This window comes from Streptomyces albofaciens JCM 4342 (assembly GCF_008634025.1).
Classification (GTDB): Bacteria; Actinomycetota; Actinomycetes; order Streptomycetales; family Streptomycetaceae; genus Streptomyces; species Streptomyces albofaciens.
The window spans coordinates 497059-514098 of the sequence record NZ_PDCM01000001.1 but is presented as its reverse complement, the minus strand read 5'-3'; the positions used below and the strand labels follow the sequence as shown (position 1 = coordinate 514098).

General features: G+C 72.0%; 9 protein-coding genes and 5 tRNA genes. 8 read left to right on the top strand and 6 right to left on the bottom strand.

Translation table 11 applies throughout. The annotated features are described in order from the left end of the window. The first annotated feature begins 722 nt into the window (after window positions 1-722). A complete protein-coding gene (locus CP973_RS02455; RefSeq protein ID WP_150237148.1) occupies window positions 723-1769 on the top strand; it encodes a DUF2332 domain-containing protein in 1047 nt (348 codons plus the stop codon). Window positions 1770-1830: 61 nt separating this feature from the next. On the opposite strand, the gene CP973_RS02450 is transcribed toward CP973_RS02455, so the two are convergent. From CP973_RS02450 to CP973_RS02435, 4 genes are all read right to left on the bottom strand, one after another. Then, the gene (locus tag CP973_RS02450; protein WP_150243038.1) at window positions 1831-2916 is read right to left on the bottom strand and encodes a PP2C family protein-serine/threonine phosphatase; all 1086 of its coding nucleotides are present in this window, start codon (window positions 2914-2916) and stop codon (window positions 1831-1833) included. 458 nt (window positions 2917-3374) lie between these two features. Further along, a tRNA-Lys gene (locus CP973_RS02445) sits at window positions 3375-3450 on the bottom strand. A gap of 230 nt (window positions 3451-3680) precedes the next feature. After that, entirely contained in the window at window positions 3681-6005 is a 2325-nt protein-coding gene (locus CP973_RS02440; RefSeq protein WP_150237146.1) for a DEAD/DEAH box helicase, read from the bottom strand. Between the two features lie 1170 nt (window positions 6006-7175). Next, complete coding sequence (locus CP973_RS02435) at window positions 7176-7526, bottom strand: metallopeptidase family protein (RefSeq protein WP_003980582.1); 351 nt, start codon at window positions 7524-7526, stop codon at window positions 7176-7178. 120 nt (window positions 7527-7646) lie between these two features. Here CP973_RS02435 and CP973_RS02430 point away from each other — a divergent pair, with 120 nt between their 5' ends. From CP973_RS02430 to CP973_RS02415, 4 genes are all read left to right on the top strand, one after another. Continuing rightward, window positions 7647-9305: a metallophosphoesterase family protein gene (locus CP973_RS02430; RefSeq protein WP_208853122.1), complete on the top strand. Its 1659-nt coding sequence runs from the start codon at window positions 7647-7649 to the stop codon at window positions 9303-9305. 198 nt (window positions 9306-9503) lie between these two features. Next, window positions 9504-9576: transfer RNA gene (locus tag CP973_RS02425), tRNA-Glu, on the top strand. A 39-nt stretch (window positions 9577-9615) separates the two neighbouring features. Continuing rightward, window positions 9616-9690, top strand: a tRNA-Asp gene (locus CP973_RS02420). A gap of 4 nt (window positions 9691-9694) precedes the next feature. Continuing rightward, window positions 9695-9771: transfer RNA gene (locus tag CP973_RS02415), tRNA-Phe, on the top strand. A gap of 222 nt (window positions 9772-9993) precedes the next feature. Here CP973_RS02415 and CP973_RS02410 read toward each other — a convergent pair. Next, entirely contained in the window at window positions 9994-11091 is a 1098-nt protein-coding gene (locus CP973_RS02410; RefSeq protein ID WP_150237144.1) for an ABC-2 transporter permease, read from the bottom strand. A 228-nt stretch (window positions 11092-11319) separates the two neighbouring features. Here CP973_RS02410 and hrpA point away from each other — a divergent pair, with 228 nt between their 5' ends. The 3 genes from hrpA (at window position 11320) to CP973_RS02395 (ending at window position 16129) form a co-directional block, all read left to right on the top strand. Continuing rightward, the gene (hrpA, locus tag CP973_RS02405) at window positions 11320-15411 is read left to right on the top strand and encodes an ATP-dependent RNA helicase HrpA (protein ID WP_150237142.1); all 4092 of its coding nucleotides are present in this window, start codon (window positions 11320-11322) and stop codon (window positions 15409-15411) included. Window positions 15412-15521: 110 nt separating this feature from the next. Further along, window positions 15522-15596 (top strand) — tRNA-Asp (locus tag CP973_RS02400). Between the two features lie 215 nt (window positions 15597-15811). Continuing rightward, window positions 15812-16129: a DUF6274 family protein gene (locus CP973_RS02395; protein ID WP_150237140.1), complete on the top strand. Its 318-nt coding sequence runs from the start codon at window positions 15812-15814 to the stop codon at window positions 16127-16129. Between the two features lie 502 nt (window positions 16130-16631). Here CP973_RS02395 and bldC read toward each other — a convergent pair. Next, complete coding sequence (bldC, locus tag CP973_RS02390; RefSeq protein ID WP_003980577.1) at window positions 16632-16838, bottom strand: developmental transcriptional regulator BldC; 207 nt, start codon at window positions 16836-16838, stop codon at window positions 16632-16634. Between the last annotated feature and the right edge of the window lie 202 nt (window positions 16839-17040).

Below are 17040 nucleotides of genomic sequence, written 5' to 3'. Positions count from 1 at the left end.
CGGCACAGCGGCGGCTGATGGCGCGCCGGCAGCACCGAAGGGAACCTCGGGGACGAAGCCGGCAGGGCTGTTGGACGCCACGGGGGCGCACTCCTTTCCTTCCTCTCGCCTACCGGGTCAGCGGTGGGGTCCGCCTCCCAGCCCCTCACGGCGCCGGGCGGTGGCTCCCAGAGCGTTCGAGCCAGAGCGTCGGAGCCCGCAGTGTGCGGGCACCGAGTGCGGTGCAGGACGGGGACGGGCTCCTGTGGCGCCTGCGGGGGACGGTCCCGATGAGTACGGAGGTGGCTACGGATCGGTGCCGTCCGGCACACCCCGGAGTGCTCCAGGAGCCCCAGGGTGCTCCGAGGTGATGGTGGCCCGGTCCCCAGGACACGCGCCGGTCCGGCACCGGGGCGCAGGCCGGTCCAGCGGTGGTCCAACGGTGATTCAGTTGTGAACCTGCTGACGGGATTCGGCGTCGGCGCACGGTGCCGCCTCTTGCGACGGCTGGGACGACCGCGCTCCGTTATCGGACTGTAATAGACTCCGCGGCCGGATACCAAGCGTTCGGGCGAATCCGAGGTCATTTTGTGGTGGCTTTGGCCCAGACTTACGCCTCACCAAGGCCCAAACCAGGGCAACTTGAAAAACGATCTTCAAACCTGAGATGCGTGATTGTGCGGCAGTCGTTATGCGCGAAGGCTCCCGGCGATGACGCTGCGTGCGGGCAGTAACGTCTGATCATGGTCGTCAACAGCGCGCGGGCACTGGCGGATCGATATGTGAACTTCGCCTGGTATGAGGCGCGCGGGCAGTCCGACGCCCATGAGGAGCTGGCCGCGCGGATCGGCCACGACCCCGAGTTCTGCGCCCACCTCGCGCGCTGCCTGCCCGCCGGCGAGAAGCAGCGGCCCGGCCTCCTGCTCGCCGCCGTCCGCTACCTCGACGGCCCGTACGCGGAGCACGGCCCGCGCGGCGACGCGGCGTACCGCGGCTGGCGCGAGTGGACCCTGCGCCACTGGGACGAGGTGAGCGCCGTCATCACGCGGCGCCGGACCCGGACCAACGAGCCGGCCCGCTGCGCGACCCTGCTCCCCCTTTTCGCCCGCCTCCCGCAGCCGCTCGCCCTCCTGGAGGTCGGCGCGTCGGCGGGCCTGTGCCTCTACCCGGACCGCTATCGCTACCGCTACGACGAGCGGCCGGAGTTCGGCCCGCCGGACAGCGCGGCGGTCCTCCCCTGCCGTACGGGCGCGGGCACCCCCGTACCCGACCGCGTCCCGGACATCGCCTGGCGCGCGGGCATCGACCTCAGCCCACTCGACCCGGCCGACCCCGACGACGTCCGCTGGCGGGAGGCCCTCGTCTGGCCGGACGCCACCGACGAGCGCGTACGGCGCCAGCGGGCCGCCGGAGAAGCGGTACGGTCCGCACCGCGCCCCCGTATGATGCGCGGCGACCTGATCGACGCGCTGCCCGCGCTGGCGGCCGAGGCGCCGCTCGGGGCGACGCTCGTCGTCTTCCACACCTCCGTGATGGCGTGCCTCCCTCCGGAGCGCCGCGAGGAGTTCGCCCGGCTCGTACCGTCCGTACTACGGGAGCGCAGCCGCCTGGGGCACGGCCCCGGGCACTGGGTCTCCAACGAGCACCACTCCGTCCTCCCGTGGATCACCACGCCCCGGCTCGCGCACCCCCTGCCGACGCCGACGACGGAACGGCTGCTGACCCTGGCCCTCGACGGGCGGCCGGTCGCCCTGACCGGCCGGTACGGTCAGAGCGTGCAATGGCTGTGATCCCGTTACGGCAGCCGCTGCGGCCACAAAACCACGCCGGTACACGGACGAACGCGAACCCTCACCCCCGCACCGGCCGCTGCACCGCCAGCAGCGCCATATCGTCCGCCGTCTCCCCGCCCGTGTGCGCGGCCACGTCCTCCACCAGCGCGTCCAGCAGCGCCTCCGGCCCGTGCCCGGACCAGACCCGGCCGCCCAGCCGCGCCGCCGGGTCGTAGAAGACGCCGTCGCGGTCGCGGGCCTCGGTCACGCCGTCCGTGAAGAGCAGCAGGATCGAGCCCGCCGGGAACGCCGTCTCGTCCGCCCGGTCCGGCCAGCCGGCCACCTCGCTCATGCCGAGCGGCAGCGCGGGCGACTTGGGCGTCAGCTCGCACAGCCCGCCGTCGGGCGCGAACAGCAGCGGTGCCGGGTGGCCGCGGTTGAGGACTCGTAGGGCGGCGTGTTCGTCCGAGGGCAGTTCCGCCAGTACGGCCGTGGTGAACCCCTCGAACTGGTCGAGGCCCTCCCGCCGACTGCCCTCGCGTTGCAGCGCGCGCTCCAGGCGCCCCGCCACCGCCTCCAGAGTGGCCTCCTGTTCGGCGGCTTCCCGGAAGGCCCCGATGACGATCACCGCGGCCTCCACGGCCTCCAGACCCTTGCCCCGTACGTCGCCGACGATCAGCCGTACGCCGTGCGGGGTGTCCTGGACCGCGTACAGGTCGCCGCCGATCCGGGCGTCCGCCTGCGCCGCCACGTAGCGCGCGGCGACCGCCAGCCCGCCGATCCGTTCGGCGGGTGTCGGCAGTACGGCCCGCTGGGCGGCCTCCGCGACGTCCCGTACGGAGGCCAGCCGGGCGTCGCTCATCCGTACGACCCGGTTGATGCCGAGCGCCAGGATGGCCACCACCAAAACGGTCAGGCCCTCGGTGAAGGACTGGTTCGTGTCCCGGCCCCCGTGGTACGTCACGACCCAGATCTCGGCGGCGACGGCCGCCGCCGCGGTCACGGCCGTGCTGCGCAGCGAGTACAGGGGCGCCGCCACCAGGGGCGCGGCGGAGAAGAACGGCGCGGCCGTATAGCGCTCGGGCGTGCCGCTGTCGAAGATCAACCCCGCCACCAGCAGGATCAGCGGCAGCCAGCAGACGATCCGCTGCCCGAACGGCGACATGCCGGAACGGCGCCGCCGCCGTTCCCGCTCGCCCGAACGGCCCCTGCCGCCTCGACGCACCCGCACCGGCCTGCCTCCCACTCCCGCGCGCACGTCCGCCCGTACGAACACCGTCGCCGTCCCAAGGCTTTCGGCTGCCGCGCCGGGCGGCGAATCAGATTGGGCCGTACGGGTCATACGGGCCGGGTCGCGGGGTCGGCGTCCCTCGGAGCGAGGGGGTTTCCGGCGCGCAGGGGCTTTCGGAGCACGGCGGTTTCCGAAGCGCGGCGGTTTTCGGCGCGCAGGTGCTTCCGGAGTACGGCGGTTTCCGGAGCGCGGCGGTTTTCGGCGCGCAGGTGCTTCCGGAGTACGGCGGTTTCCGGAGCACGACGGCTCCCGGGACACGACAGCGCCCCCGTCCGGCAGGTCCGGCGGGGGCGTCGTACGGCGGACCGGAGGGCTCGCCTCCGGTCCGTAGCTGGTGGGCCATCAGGGGCTCGAACCCTGAACCAATGGATTAAAAGTCCACTGCTCTGCCAATTGAGCTAATGGCCCGCACCGAGCAGCATAGCCCGCGTACCCGCCACAGCCCGAAGGCATTAGCCATCGGAGGGCCGGAGCGGATGCGTCCGCTTCGGGGCGGACGGGGCGGGCGGGCCCGGTGTGCGGCGTGGCGTACGGACAACAGGCGGGACGCGGGCCGCAGTTGAGACGCGGGGCCCGCGCCGGCTCCCGTGACGATGTACGGAAGTTCGGTGCGGGCCCCGCGGTGTCAGAGGTTTGTGTCAGCCGTTGCGCTTCCAGCGCGGCTTGTCCTCACGGCGGCCGAAGGAGCCGGCGCCGTGGCCGCGGTGGTCGTCGCGGCGGCCGTACGGACGGTCGCCGCCGCCCGAGCGGTAGCCGCCGCCCGAGGGGCGGTCGTCGCGGCGGTCGCGGTTGTACGGACGGTCGCCGCCACCGGAGCGGTAGCCGCCGCCCGAGCGGCCGCCGGAGCGGTCGTCACGGTTGAAGGAACGGTTCGGGCGGTCACCGCGGTCCCGGTTGAAACCACCGCGGTCGTCGCGGCGGTCACGGCCGAAGCCGCCGCCGGAGCGGTCGTCCCGGCGGTCCCGGCCGCCGAAGCCACCACGGTCGCCTCGGTCGCCGCGGTCGTCCCGGCGGAAGCCGCCACGGTCGCCGCGGTCACCGCGGTCGTCGCGACGGTCACGGTTGAAGCCACCGGAACGGTCGTCCCGGCGGAAACCGCCGCCCGAGCGGTCGTCCCGGCGGTCCCGGCCGCCGAAGCCGCCACGGTCACCGCGGTCGTCGCGACGGTCACGGTTGAAGCCACCGGAGCGGTCGTCGCGGCGGAAGCCGCCACGGTCGCCGCGGTCGCCACGGTCGTCGCGACGGTCGTTGTCCCGGCGGTCCCGGCGCTCGTAGTTGCCCCGCTCGTCACGGTACGTGGAGCGGCGCGGCGCCTCCTCGGCCTCGGGCTCGGCCTGGGCCGGCACGACGGCCGCCGCGGCCTCCTCCACCGCCGCCTCGGCGGCGGCCAGCGCCTCCGCCGGGTCCTCGCCCCGCTCCCGAGCGGCGCGCGCGGTCAGCCGGTTGGCCTCCTCGCGCAGCTCCGCCGCCCGGCGCTGGACGCGCTCCAGCTCGCGCGACAGCTCCTGGGCCTCGCGCTCGGCCTGCTTGGCGGAGTTGGTCGCGGAGTCGGCCTGCACCTCGGTGAGCGAGCGCGCGCCGGTGATGCGGGCCACGTCCTCGTCGAAGGCGCCTGCGCCGCCGACGATGTGGCGCGAGGCGTCCACGCCCGCGTCCTCCATGAGGCGGAAGATCTGGCGGCGCTGGTGCGGCAGGGCCAGCGAGACGACCGTGCCGGACTGGCCGGCGCGGGCGGTACGGCCGGAACGGTGCAGGTAGTCCTTGTGGTCGCCGGCCGGGTCCACGTTCAGGACCAGGTCGATGCCGTCCACGTGGATACCGCGGGCGGCGACGTCGGTGGCGACGAGGACGTTGACGTAGCCGTCCTTGAAGTCGGCCAGCGTGCGGGTCCGGGCGCCCTGCGTCATGCCGCCGTGCAGCGCGTCGGCGCGCACCCCGGCGTCGCAGAGCTGCTCGGCGACGCGGTCGGCGCCGAGCTGGGTGCGCACGAAGATGATGGTGCGGCCCTTGCGGGCGGCGATGGCGGCGGTGACCGGCGCCTTGTCCTTCGGCTTCACGACCAGCACGTGGTGGGTCATGGTGGTGACCGCGCCCTGGGCCGCGTCGACCTCGTGGGTCGCCGGGTCGGTCAGGTAGCGCTTGACCAGGGTGCCGATCTCGTTCTCCATCGTGGCGGAGAACAGCATGCGCTGGCCGCCGGACGGGATCAGGTCGAGCAGCTCGGTGACCTCGGGCAGGAAGCCCAGGTCGGCCATCTGGTCGGCCTCGTCCAGGACGGCGACCTCGACGTCGTCCAGCGAGCAGGCGCCGCGGTTGATGATGTCGCGCAGCCGGCCCGGGGTGGCGACGAGGACGTCGACGCCGCGCTCCAGGGCGTAGATCTGGTTGCCCATGGACGTTCCGCCGCAGACGACCTTGAGCTTGAGGCCCAGGACGTCGCCGTACGGCTGGAGCGCGTCGCTGACCTGCATGGCCAGCTCACGGGTGGGGGTGAGGATGACGCCGCGCGGGCGCTTCTTCGCGGTGTGGCCGCCGGCCAGGCGGGTCAGCAGCGGCAGACCGAAGGAGAGGGTCTTGCCGGAGCCGGTGCGGCCGCGGCCGAGGATGTCGCGTCCGGCGATGGCGTCCGGGATGGTCGCGGCCTGGATGGGGAACGGGGTGGTGACGCCGTTCTGGGCCAGCTTGCGGACGATCTTCTCGTCGAGACCGAGGTCGGCGAAGGTGATCTGCGGGGCGGCGTCCTCGGAGGACTCGGACGACTCGGACGACTCGGAGGCGTCGGCCTCGGGGGCCTCGGCCTGGGCGGACTCCGAGGCTTCGGGGGCCTCGGTCCGGACGGCCGCCTCGGCCGCCTCGGTCACCGTCTCGGCGACGGCCTGGTCCTGCGGCTGGTCCTGCTGGACCTGCTGGAGGGCCTGCTCGTCGACCGTGGGCAGGACGGACTGATCAGTGGAAACAGACATGCGAAATGCGAAACCTTCCGGAGTCTCGGCACAGGCACGCGCCCAAACTCCGTGAGACTTCGAAAACGACCGCCTCAATGCGGTCAGCCACGGCAAGGGAGAGAACGCGCCACACGGCGCTGCTTCACGCGCCGGGCAAATGGGATCAAACGATCTACCACCATACTCACCCCGGAGCCCGAAAGGCAAATGCCCTCCGAACCACCGTTCGCCACCCGCGCCCCCGGCCCCTCACTCACCCCCGTGCGCCCGGCTTGCCCACCGGTCCCGCGCCGCTCCCGCCACTCTCCGTGAGCCCCGGTTACGGCCTCGCGCTCGTATGCGATCCAGCCCCGTCCGTACGCCGCCGCCTCGCCCCGCCCCGTCAGCCCGAGCTCTCCGGCTGCGAGGGGCCGGGTGGTCCGGACGTCGGGGCCGGCGCGGGGGAACTCGGCTCCGGGTCCGGGCTCGCGCTCGGTGTCGGCTTCACGGTCGGAGTCGTACGGGGCGGCTGGGAGGGCGTCGAGGGACGGCTGCCGCCGGGCCGTGCCGGTGGTGCTCCCGCGGGGCGGGAACGCGACGGGCCCGCCTGCGAAGGCCCGGGGACGTCACCCGACGCGGGCTCGGGCTGCGGCTCCGCCGAGCGCTGTGACGGCGTGCGCTCCTGCGCGGGCGCCCCCGCGTGCCCCTCCGTGCCGTGCTTGCCGTCCGTGCGCCCCGTGATACGCCGGGGGCTGTCCGTACGGCTGTCCACCGCACCGCCGTCCGGCGCGGGTCCGCCGTCATGCCGGGCGGCCGAACCCGAGGGCTTGGGCGGTTCCGCGTCGCGCACGCTCATGCAGCCGCTCAGCGACGCGGCCAGGGCGGAAGCGGCGGCCACGGCGGCGGCGAGCCGGGTCAAGGCCGGGCCGGTAAGGGGGGAAGCGATCGGGCGCACGGATGGGACCTCCGGATCCGGGGGCGCGGAGACTGCGGAGATGAACGCCCTGCCCAACTCCCGCCGACGGCCCGAGGACACGCGCCGTACGCACCGGATCCGGCGCGTTTTCCCCTGATCACCGCCCTGGGCGGCGCCTGTGGCACCCCGAACGCCACGAAAGCCACGAACCGCCGTTCAGCCGGCCCGGCCGACCGCCACGGGACCGGCCCGCCACCGGCCGTCCGCCCCCGCACCCGCCCCGGCGCGCCCCCTCACCCGTACCCCAACGCGTGCAGCCGCTCGTCATCGATCCCGAAGTGGTGTGCGATCTCGTGGACGACGGTCACCTCCGTCTCCGCCACCACGTCCTCGCGCGTCTCGCACATCCGCAGGGTCGGGTTGCGGTAGACGGTGATCCGGTCGGGCAGCACGCCCGCGTACCACTCGCCGCGGTCGGTCAGCGGTGTGCCCTCGTACAGCCCCAGGAGATCGGGGTCCTCGGCCGGTGGTTCGTCCTCGACGAACACCGCCACGTTGTCCATCAGCCGTGTCAGCTCCGGTGGGATCCGGTCCAGCGCCTCGGCGACCAGTTCCTCGAACTCCTCGCGCGTCATCTCCAGCACACTCCCCATTGTCCGCCACACCACCGCACGGCAGCGGTGCCGCGCGGCGCCCCGGGGAGGGCCCGCGCCGGGGGCCGCTTTCCGGGCATGACGGGCGCGCCACCCGGGAATACGCGCCCAATGGCCCGCGTCGCGCCGCCCGGGGGCTCCTCCCCGGGCTCCTCCGGCTCCTCCGTGTTCCGGCTGCTCCGTGCCTCGCTCGCCCGGGTACGGGGCTTCCCCGCCGCCGTCCTCCGCGACTACCGCTCCCATCACTCCGCTCCCACCAGCGCCCTCACCCACACCCCCCACCCGTACGCCCGCGCCCTCGGGCTGATCGCCGTCACCCTGCTCGGCGCCTGGCTGGGGCTGCTGATCGTCGGCAGCATCCACGCGCCGGTCGGGCCGGTGGACACGAACATGACACTGCGCCCGTCGTTCACCGGCGGCACGAAGATCAACGTCTCGCCGCTGGGCGCCCTGGAACTGCGCAGCCACTACGCGCCGATCCGGCTCGATGTCGACGTCGACCGGCTGGATCCCGTACGGTCCCAGGCCCTGGTCGACCACCCGGAACGGTTCGCCGGGCTCCAGGAGCAGGTGACCCGCGACGTCATCAGCGGCACCGGCACCCTGGCCTTCCGCTCCTGCGTCGCGGTCGTCTCCGGCGCCACCGCGCTGGGCCTGGCGGTCTACCGCAGGCCGCGCCGCGCGCTGGCGGCCGGCGGGCTGGCGCTCGCCCTGCTGGCCTCGTCCGGCGCCGCCGCGTACGCCACCTGGAACCCCAAGTCCGTCCTGGAGCCGAAGTTCTCCGGGCTGTTGACCTCGGCGCCCTCGGTGGTCGGCAACGCCCGCAACATCGTCAGCGAATTCGACGTGTACCAGAAGGAATTGGCGCGCCTGGTGACGAACGTGACCAAGCTGTACGAGGCGACCTCCACGCTGCCCGCGTACGCCCCCGACCCCACCACCATCCGGGTGCTGCACGTCTCCGACATCCATCTGAACCCGGCGGCCTGGCAGATCATCAAGTCGCTGGTGAAGCAGTACAAGATCGACGTGATCATCGACACCGGCGACACCATGGACCACGGCTCGGCCGCCGAGAACGCGTTCCTGGACTCGGTCGCCACGCTCGGCGCGCCGTACGTCTGGGTGCGCGGCAACCACGACTCCGCCACCACGCAGAAGTACCTGGGGACCCGCAAGAACGCCACGGTCCTCGACGACGGCCGGGCCGTCAGCGTGGGCGGGCTGCGCATCGCGGGCGTCGGCGACCCGCAGTTCACACCGGACCGCTCGGTCGTCGCGGAAGGCGACTTCGCCGAGCGCACGGCGGGCGGCAGGCTGGCCGACTCGCTCCGTACGCAGCGGCTGGCCGGCACCCCTGTGGACATCGCGCTGGCGCACAACCCGGTCGCGGCGGCCGAAGCGGACGGCCTGGCCCCGCTGGCCCTGGCCGGCCACATCCACCACCGGGAGAACAGCGTGCTCCCCCGGGGCACCCGGCTGATGATCGAGGGCTCCACGGGTGGCGGCGGGCTGCGTGCGGTGCAGGGCAAGAAGCCCGCGCCCGTACAGGCGTCCGTCCTCTACCTGGACCGCCGGACCCGGCACCTCCAGGCGTGGGACGAGATCACGCTCGGCGGGCTCGGCCTGTCGAAGGCCGAGGTCAGCCGCCATCTGCCGCAGGAGAACCGGCCGGGCGCCTCGCCGTCGCCGAGCCCCGGGTCCTCCGGCACCCGCTCCCCGGGCGCCTCGGCCACCCCGTCCGGCACACCGTCCCCCGGCTCCTCTTAGGCCACCCGGCCCGGTCGGGACACAGCTCACGGACCGGTGGGGGTACGGCCCCACGGGTCGGCCGGACCACCCGTCCGGCCGACCCGCCGCGGCCCCCGCCACCGGGTTCGAACAAACCGTTTTGGCGAACGGTCCCTGCATCCCATATGCTTCTCACGTCCCCGACGGCGCCCCACAAGGCACCAAGGCGGGCCATCAGCCCTCATCGTCTAGTGGCCCAGGACGCCGCCCTTTCAAGGCGGTAGCACGGGTTCGAATCCCGTTGGGGGCACGCATTACCGTGTGCGAGACTTGTTCTCGCACAGTGCAAGGTCCTGTGGAGCAGTTTGGAGTGCTCGCCACCCTGTCAAGGTGGAGGCCGCGGGTTCAAATCCCGTCAGGACCGCTGTGGCTGGGTAGCTCAGTTGGTACGAGCGATCGCCTGAAAAGCGATAGGTCGCCGGTTCGACCCCGGCCCCAGCCACCAGCAGTGGGACAAGGCCCCGATCTTCGGATCGGGGCCTTTTTCCTGCCCCGGGCCGGGTCACCGGGCCGGGGCACCGGGGCGGCCGCCGCGGTCGCGGCCACCCCGTGTCCGTACCGGCGCCCTGTACCCGCGCCGGCAATCCGTACCCGTATCAGCATTCCGTACCTGTACCGGCGGTCTCGCGCCCGTACCGGCACCCCGTACCCGTACCGGCGCCGCCCGTCAGGCCCCCGGCGCGCCCGCCCGGTGCACGCCCGAAGCCAGGGCCCCCACCTCGCGCCCGCCCGGGTGCCGGTGCCGCCAGGTCCAGAAGACCGCGCACGAGACCAGCGCCCAGCCCGCCAGCACCAGGAACGGGAAGGCGTGCTGCGAGGCGCCGAAGTAGACGGCCGTGTGCTGCGCGTTGACCGAGGCGCCCGGCGGCAGCCAGCGGCCGATGTGCCCGAGGACGGACGGCAGCAGCGGCCAGGAGACCGCGCCGCCCGAGGACGGGTTGCCCAGCAGCACCATCAGGCCCCACGTCGGGATCATCGCCCAGCGCCCGATCAGCGTGTTGAACATCGTGAAGACCATGCCGGACGTGAACATCGTCAGCGCCAGGATCAGCCAGGACTCCACGAAGGGCAGGTCGAGCGCGCCCAGCAGCCAGTCCACGACCGCGGCGATCGCGAAGGCGCCCAGCAGCGCGTACAGCGCGGTGAACGCGATCCGCTCCAGCGGATTGAGTCCGCGCGCGTGCACGCTCAGCTGGATCGCGCCGACGAACCCGATGATCACCGCGGCGAGCGAGATGTAGAAGAGGGCGAGCCCGCGCGGGTCGCCCTCCTGCAGCGGCTTGAGGTCCTTGACCTCGACCGGCACGCCGACCTCCTTGCCCACTTCGGGCCCCGCCTGTTCGAGCACCTGCGCCACCTGGGCTCCCGCCGCCCCGGCCACGTCCAGTTCCACGCTCCGCTCCCGCACCCGCAGGATCGCGAAGACCTCCTGCTCCTCGATGCCCTTCTCGGCCGCGGCGTACGAGTCGTACTCGTGCAGTTGGAGGGAAGCGTTCAGGGCCTTCTCCATGCCGCCGGCGAACGCCTTGCCGTGCGGGGTGTCCGGCGGGCCGACCACGGCGGTCGGGATGTGCCGCGGGGTCGGGTTGGCCATGGTGTACGTGTACGAGCCCGCGAAGAGGCCGGCGGCGACGGCGAGGATGAAGACCAGCACGGTGGCGGGCAGGAACGGCGACCTCTTGAACGCGGCCCATCTCTCGGCCTTGGTGGGAGGCCGTCCGTGGGCACCGTGCGGTTGGGGGAGGTCACCGTGCTGATCATCCATAAGGCCACGCTAAAACACCTATCCCGGACATTCCCCTGGTGGTCGGCCCACTGTGTGGGCCCCGGGAGGGGGCCGGGCATACGGGTGCCGAGGCGCCGGACGTACGGCCGCCCGCCTGGAGCGCGCCCCCGGGCGCCCGACGCGCGCCTGCCGCCGCCCTCCCCCGCGTCCGTCCCACCGGCAATTCGTTCGCCACCGTATTCGCGGAGGTGAGATCCTGGGACGCGTATGTCCAGTCAGCCTGCCTCCGCCCGGCCCGACGGTGCCGCCCCCACCCTGTCCGCTCTCCTGGAGCGGCTGCCCGAGCTGATGCTGCGCGACCAGCAGCGGCTGGGGCGCCGGCTCGACGGCGCGCGCCGGATCCGCAAGCCCGAGGCCCGCGCGGCCGTGCTCGCCGAGATCGCCGACGGGATCGAGGAGGCGGAGCTGCGCGTCGAGCAGCGCCGCGCCGCGGTGCCCGCGATCACGTATCCGGAGCAGCTGCCGGTCAGCCAGAAGAAGGACGAGATCCTCGAAGCGATCCGCGGTCACCAGGTCGTGATCGTCGCGGGCGAGACCGGCTCCGGCAAGACCACCCAGATCCCCAAGATCTGTCTGGAGCTGGGCCGCGGGGTGCGGGGCCTGATCGGGCACACCCAGCCGCGCCGGATCGCCGCCCGCACGGTCGCCGAGCGGGTCGCCGAGGAACTGAGGACGCCGCTGGGCGAGGCGGTCGGCTGGAAGGTCCGCTTCACCGACCAGGTCGGCTCCGACACCCTCGTGAAGCTGATGACCGACGGCATCCTGCTCGCGGAGATCCAGACCGACCGCGAGCTGCGCCAGTACGACACGATCATCATCGACGAGGCCCACGAGCGCAGCCTCAACATCGACTTCATCCTCGGCTATCTGGCGCAGCTGCTGCCCCGGCGGCCGGACCTGAAGGTCGTCATCACCTCCGCGACCATCGACCCGGAGCGCTTCGCCCGGCACTTCGGCTCCTTCGCGGCCGTGCCGGCGCAGGGCGGGCGGAAGCCGGACGAGCGGGCGCAGGGCGGGAAGGCCCAGGAGGACGCCCCGGACGCCGCCCCCAGCGCGCCGATCATCGAGGTCTCCGGCCGTACGTACCCGGTCGAGGTCCGCTACCGCCCGCTCCTGGAGGAGGGCGGCACCGACAGCGACCGCGACCAGATCACCGCGATCTGCGACGCGGTGGACGAGCTGCGGGCCGAGGGACCCGGCGACATCCTGGTCTTCCTCTCCGGCGAGCGCGAGATCCGCGACACCGCCGACGCGCTCAACAAGAAGAGCCTGCCGCAGACCGAGGTGCTGCCGCTGTACGCGCGCCTGTCGCACGCCGAGCAGCACCGCGTCTTCCAGCGCCACACCGGCCGCAGGATCGTTCTCGCGACCAACGTCGCGGAGACCTCGCTGACCGTGCCGGGCATCCGGTACGTCATCGACCCCGGCATGGCCCGGATCTCCCGCTACAGCTACCGCACCAAGGTCCAGCGGCTGCCGATCGAGCCGATCTCGCAGGCGAGCGCCAATCAGCGCAAGGGCCGCTGCGGCCGGACCAGCGACGGCATCTGCATCCGGCTGTATTCGGAGGACGACTTCCTCACCCGCCCGGAGTTCACCGACGCGGAGATCCTGCGGACGAACCTGGCCTCCGTCATCCTCCAGATGACCGCGGCCGGCCTCGGCGACATCGAGAAGTTCCCGTTCATCGACCCGCCGGACCGCCGCAACATCAAGGACGGCGTCGACCTGCTGCACGAGCTGGGCGCGCTCGACCCGAAGCAGAAGGACCCCAAGAAGCGGCTCACCCAGCTGGGGCGCAAGCTCTCCCAGCTGCCGGTGGACCCGCGGCTGGCCCGGATGGTGCTGGAGGCCGACCGCAACGGGTGCGTACGCGAAGTCATGGTGATCGCGGCGGCGCTGTCCATCCAGGACCCGCGCGAGCGGCCCGCGGACAAACAGCAGCAGGCCGACCAGCAGCACGCCCGCTTCAAGGACGAGACCAGCGACTTCCTGGCCTACCTGAACCTGTGGCGGTACGTCCGCGAACAGCAGAAGGCGCTGTCGTCCTCGGCGTTCCGCCGGATGTGCCGCAACGAGTACCTGAATTATCTGCGCATACGCGAGTGGCAGGACATCTACTCGCAGCTGCGTACGGTCGCCAAGACGATGGGCGTCCACCTCAGCGAGCAGGACGCGGCGCCCGACCCCATTCACACCTCTCTTCTGTCCGGTTTGCTTTCGCACATCGGATTGAAGGACACGGACGCCAAGAACGAATACCTCGGCGCCCGCAGCGCGAAATTCGCGGTCTTCCCCGGCTCGGCGCTCTTCAAGAAGCCGCCGCGCTGGATCATGTCGGCGGAGCTGGTCGAAACGTCCCGCCTGTGGGCGCGGGTGAACGCGAGGATCGAGCCCGAGTGGATCGAGCCGCTGGCCCAGCACCTGGTGAAGCGGACGTACAGCGAGCCGCACTGGGAACAGAAGATGGCCGCGGTGATGGCGTACGAGCGGGTCACGCTGTACGGCGTACCGATCGTCGCCCAGCGCAAGGTGAACTACGGGCGGATCGACCCGGAGACCTCCCGGGACCTGTTCATCCGCAACGCCCTGGTCGAGGGCGACTGGCGCACCCACCACCGGTTCTTCCACGACAACCGCAAGCTGCTCGGCGAGGTCGAGGAGCTGGAGCACCGGGCGCGCCGGCGCGACATCCTCGTGGACGACGAGACGCTCTTCGACTTCTACGACCAGCGGCTGCCCGAACACGTCGTATCGGGTGCGCACTTCGACGCGTGGTGGAAGAAGAAGCGTCACGAGGAACCGGAGCTGCTCAACTTCGAGCACTCCATGCTCATCAACGAGTCCGCCGAAGCCGTCACCAAGGACGACTACCCGGACTCCTGGCGGCAGGGGAAGCTCAAGTTCCGCGTCACGTACCAGTTCGAGCCGGGCGCGGACGCGGACGGCGTGACCGTGCACATCCCCCTCCAGGTGCTCAACCAGGTCTCTTCCGAAGGCTTCGACTGGCAGATCCCGGGCCTGCGTGAGCAGTTGGTGACCGAACTGATCCGTTCGCTGCCCAAACCGATCCGCCGCAACTACGTGCCGGCGCCGAACTTCGCCGCCCGCTTCCTGGATTCGGCGGTGCCCCTCCAGGGCTCGCTGACCACCGCCCTGGCGGCCGGGCTCCAGCGGATGGTCGGCGTGCCGGTCGACCCGGCCGACTTCGACCTGGCCAAGATCCCCGACCATCTGAAGATCACGTTCCGGGTGGTGGACGAGCGGCGCCGCAAGCTGGCCGAGGCCAAGGACCTCGAAGCACTGCGGCTGAAGCTCAAGCCGAAGACGCAGGCAGCCCTCACCAAGGCGTTCGCGCAGGCCGCCGAGCGGCCCGCCGGGGAGGGCAAGGGCGCCGGGGCCGGGACGCCCGCCGCCCTTGAGCAGCGCACCGGCCTGACGTCCTGGACGCTCGGCACGCTGCCGCGCACCTTCGAGACCCGGCGCGGCGGGCAGCCCCTGAAGGCGTACCCGGCGCTGGTGGACGAGGGTACGAGCGTGGCCGTACGCCTCTTCGACACCGAGGCGGAGCAGCAGGCCGCGATGTGGGCCGGCACCCGTCGTCTGATTTTGCTGAATATTCCGAGCAACCCAGCCAAGTTCGCGCAGGGAAAGCTCACCAACCAACAGAAGCTCGCACTGTCGGCCAACCCCCATGGCTCCATACAGGCCCTTTTCGAGGACTGTGTGACGGCCGCCACGGACCGGCTGATCGCCGCCCACGGCGGTCCGGCCTGGGACGAGGAGTCCTTCCGCAAGCTCTTCGACGCGGTGCGCGCCGACCTGGTGGACGCGACGATGCGGACGGTCCAGCAGACCCGGGAGGTGCTGGCGGCCTGGCAGGCGTGTGAGCGCCGTCTCAAAGCCACCACCTTCCCCTCGCTGCTCCCTTCCCTCACCGACATCAAGGAGCAGCTGGCCGCCCTGATCAAGCCCGGATTCGTGACCGCGCACGGCACGAAGCGGCTGCCGGATCTCATGCGCTACCTGGTCGCCGTCGACCGCCGGCTCCAGCAGCTCCCGAACAACGCCGAGCGGGACCGCTCCCGTATGGCGAAGGTCAAGGAGATGCAGGACGAGTACGCCTGGCTGCTGGAGCAGTTCCCGCCGGGGCGGCCGGTGCCCGCCGAGGCCCGGGAGATCCGCTGGATGATCGAGGAGCTGCGGGTGAGCTACTTCGCGCACGCGCTCGGCACCGCCTACCCGGTCTCCGACAAGCGGATCGTGAAGGCCGTGGACGCGGCGGTGCCCAAGTCCTGACCGGTCCCGGGGCCCCTTCCGGGCGGGCCGCCGGGGCCGAGTTCGACCGCACCCCCTGACCTGCTGTAGAGTCTTGCTTCGCAGCACCGCGCAAGCGGAAGCCGCACCAAGGTCCTGTGGAGCAGTTTGGAGTGCTCGCCACCCTGTCAAGGTGGAGGCCGCGGGTTCAAATCCCGTCAGGACCGCAGCAGAACGGCCCGCATCCCCTGGGATGCGGGCCGTTTGCGTTGCCCCCGGGCCGGGGAGTGTGGACGGAAGTGCCGTCTTCTCATCGACGGGGGCGCCTTCTCCTCGCGGCCCGAAGGCCGGGGGCGTACAGGCCGGGACCTTTCCGCGTATTGACTGCGGCGCGCACCGCCGGTAGTCACGATGCAGAGTGCGGGGCCGGGAGGAGTGTGCGATGTCGACAGCCGCCAGGCACGAGATCAGAGCGCTGCTGCGGGCCCATCTGTCGGCCGCCACGGGCTATCGCCATCTGACCCGCCACTGCCCCGTGTGCGCCCGCCTCCTGCGGCTCGCCATGGAGCCTCGTGGCGGCGCCGCCGGTACCACTGCCGCCGACTCCGCCGCCCGGCCGCCCGCGAGGCCCGCCACGGGCCCCTCCACGGCCCCTGAGGGCTCACCGCGCACGGACCCGGCGTCCCCCGGGACGAAGGCGTCGGCGCTCCGCGCGCCGCTGGCCGCGCCCGCCGGGGACGAAAGTCCCTCCGCCAGGTGACCAACGGCGCCTTTCCCACCGGCCCCCCGGTGGGAGGCTGTTGAAGAGAGGCCCGCGCACCGGCCTTTTATCGCAGTGGCGTTGACACCACAAGCGTCCGGCCCTGTGACGGGTGTCACCGGACGACTTTCGGGAACCGGGAAGCTTACGGCCGCCCTACACCCGGTCAATTTAATATGTGCAATTGCACCGCCCGCCCGGCAGTCCGCGGACTGGACCGGAGTACGGCGGGGCCCGTTCCCGGCGGCCCCCGCGGGCGGTGCCCAGCCGGCCGGGCCGGCCACGGGCGGGGTCCGGCGCGCGCAAAGAAAATCGCGCTGGACCCGGCGGAGTCCAGCGCGATCGATGACGTACCCAGATGGTGCGGGTGTGGCGCCTGTTGGGGCAGACGCCGCGTCATATGGAGCTTTGTGGTGCTAGATGGTGCTGAGCGGAGCCGGTTGCGGCTCCATGGGCCGGGATCGGGTTGGGGGGCCCGAAAACAGCCCGGTCATGCGGTTGTTCAGGATTCGCTGCGCTGCTGCGGAATGCCCGCCAGCAGTGCGCGAACCTCGGCCTCGCGGTAGCGCCGGTGTCCTCCGAGCGTGCGGATGGACGTGAGCTTGCCTGCCTTGGCCCAGCGGGTCACCGTCTTCGGGTCCACGCGGAACATCGTGGCGACCTCGGCGGGGGTAAGCAGCGGCTCGGCGTCAGGGGTGCGAGCGGTCATGAGCGGCCTCCTCGGGAGAACCGAACCATCACGGTTCTTTCCTCTAAATTCTGCACCTTGACCCGCGTTGCCCGAAATGGCGGACGCGGGCCGAGTCGGTTATAGGACGAACGGCTTGTCCTCGGCACTACAACTACACCATCTGTCCAGCCACGTCGGCCAAACCGATGGAATTGCCCTCTCAGGTGTTCAACCTCGGCGG